Source organism: Isoptericola sp. NPDC060185 (genome assembly GCF_042728595.1).
Classification (GTDB): domain Bacteria; phylum Actinomycetota; class Actinomycetes; order Actinomycetales; family Cellulomonadaceae; genus Isoptericola.
This window is the reverse complement of the sequence record NZ_JBHWYY010000150.1, coordinates 1-2191: the sequence shown is the minus strand read 5'-3', so window position 1 is coordinate 2191 and position 2191 is coordinate 1. Positions and strand designations below refer to the sequence as shown.

Annotated in this window: 2 protein-coding genes; one reads left to right on the top strand and one right to left on the bottom strand. The window is 73.8% G+C overall.

The window, feature by feature from the left end:
• The coding region (locus tag ACFWDO_RS21355; protein WP_380347176.1) for a DUF1697 domain-containing protein at positions 1–632 on the bottom strand (632 nt) is incomplete at its 3' end.
• A gap of 85 nt (positions 633–717) precedes the next feature.
• Between ACFWDO_RS21355 and ACFWDO_RS21350 the strand changes: the two genes are divergently transcribed.
• Positions 718–2154 (top strand): class II fumarate hydratase, encoded by a 1437-nt coding sequence (locus tag ACFWDO_RS21350; RefSeq protein ID WP_380317314.1) that lies wholly within the window; start codon positions 718–720, stop codon positions 2152–2154.
• The last annotated feature ends 37 nt before the right edge of the window (positions 2155–2191 follow it).

Sequence of the window (2191 nt, the reverse complement as noted above, 5' to 3'; positions counted from 1 at the left end):
AACACTTGTAATGTGGTGGGCTCGTTATTTTTTTTATATGACACCCACCCCCACCCGGGCCCCCCGGACGGGCACCCCCCGGCCGGGGGGGGGGCCCGCCCCCCCCCCACGGTGCCGAGGGTCCGGGTGGTCGCGACTCCCCCGGTGAACCGCTCGACGGCGGAGTTCGGGTCGCCCCCGGCGCCCGGCCCGCCGCGTGCCACGCCGAGCACCACCCCCGGCCGGGCGGCCACGAGGTCGAGCAGGTCGCGCGGGTCCGTCCACGGCAGCGCCACGGACAACGGATCCCCGCCGTCGACGAAGGTCACCGTCTCGCGGTACGTGCGCTCGTCGCGCGTGAGGGCGAACGGGTCGCCCTCGACGGCGGCGGCCACGTCGTCGAGCGAGCGCACCAGCGCCGCCCCCGCGTAGCCGCACCCGTCGGCGAGCACCGGCGCCGCCGCCCGGACGACGGCGACCGCCGCGGCGTCCCCGCCCGGCCCGACGTCGAGCAGCACGGTGCCGTTGGTCTGGAAGGAGCGCACGGCCGCCGCGCCGCCGTCGAGCAGCGCGCCCTCGAGCGCGGCGCGCACCGGGCTGCCGCGGTGTCCCAGGTTCATCGCGCGGTACAGGACCACGTGGGTGAAGGTCACGGGTCCATCCTGGCGGCGGCCACCGACGGGCGGGCGTGACCCGGCTCACGACGGACCGGTCCCGCGGGTGCGGCACGATAGAGGCATGACTTCCGACACCGTCGTCCCCGGCGCGTCCGGCGCGGGCGAGACCGAGTACCGCATCGAGCACGACACGATGGGCGAGGTGCGCGTCCCGGCGCACGCCCTCTACCGCGCGCAGACGCAGCGCGCCGTGGAGAACTTCCCGATCTCCGGCACCACGCTCGAGCGCGGGCACATCGAGGCCCTGGCCCGGATCAAGAAGGCCGCGGCGCGCGCCAACGCCGAGCTGGGCGTGCTCGACCAGGACGTCGCCGACGCGATCGTCGCCGCCGCCGACGAGGTCGCCTCGGGCGCGTACGACGCGCACTTCCCGATCGACGTGTTCCAGACGGGCTCCGGCACGTCGTCCAACATGAACACCAACGAGGTGCTGGCCACGCTGGCCACTCGCTCGCTCGGCAAGGACGTGCACCCGAACGACCACGTCAACGCCTCGCAGTCGTCGAACGACGTCTTCCCGACGTCCGTCCACGTGGCCGCCACCGCCGCCGCGATCAACGACCTGGTCCCGGCGCTGAAGCACCTGGCCGACGCCCTGGGCGCGAAGGCGGACGAGTTCGCCACGGTCGTGAAGTCGGGCCGCACGCACCTCATGGACGCCACCCCCGTGACCCTCGGGCAGGAGTTCGGCGGGTACGCGGCCGCGATCCGCTACGGCGTCGAGCGCGTGGAGACGGCGCTGCCCCGCGCCGCCGAGGTACCGCTGGGCGGCACGGCCGTCGGCACCGGCATCAACACCCCCGCTGGCTTCCCGCAGCGCGTCATCGAGCTGCTGCGCGAGGACACGGGCCTGCCGCTGACCGAGGCGCGCGACCACTTCGAGGCGCAGTCGGCGCGCGACGGCCTCGTCGAGCTGTCCGGCGCGCTGCGCACCATCGCGGTGTCCATCACGAAGATCTGCAACGACCTGCGCTGGATGGGCTCGGGCCCGAACACCGGCCTCGGCGAGATCGCCATCCCCGACCTGCAGCCGGGCAGCTCGATCATGCCGGGCAAGGTCAACCCGGTGATCCCGGAGGCCGTGCTCATGGTCGCCGCGCGCGTGATCGGCAACGACGCCACCGTCGCGTGGGCCGGCGCGAGCGGGTCGTTCGAGCTCAACGTGCAGATCCCCGTCATCGCGCAGGGCGTGCTGGAGTCGACCCGCCTGCTCGCCAACGCCTCGCGTGTCCTGGCCGACAAGACCGTCTCGGGCATCACCGCCAACGTGGACCGGGCCCGCGCGTTCGCGGAGTCGTCGCCGTCGATCGTCACGCCGCTGAACCGCGTGATCGGCTACGAGGCGGCCGCGAAGGTCGCGAAGCACTCGGTGAAGCAGGGCATGACGGTGCGCGAGGCCGTCGTCGACCTCGGCTTCGTGGAGCGCGGCGAGGTCACGGAGGCCCAGCTCGACTCGGCCCTCGACGTGCTGTCGATGACGAAGCCCCCGCAGGCCTGACGTCCCTGCCCCGCGACGGCGGCGCTCCCCGTCGCGT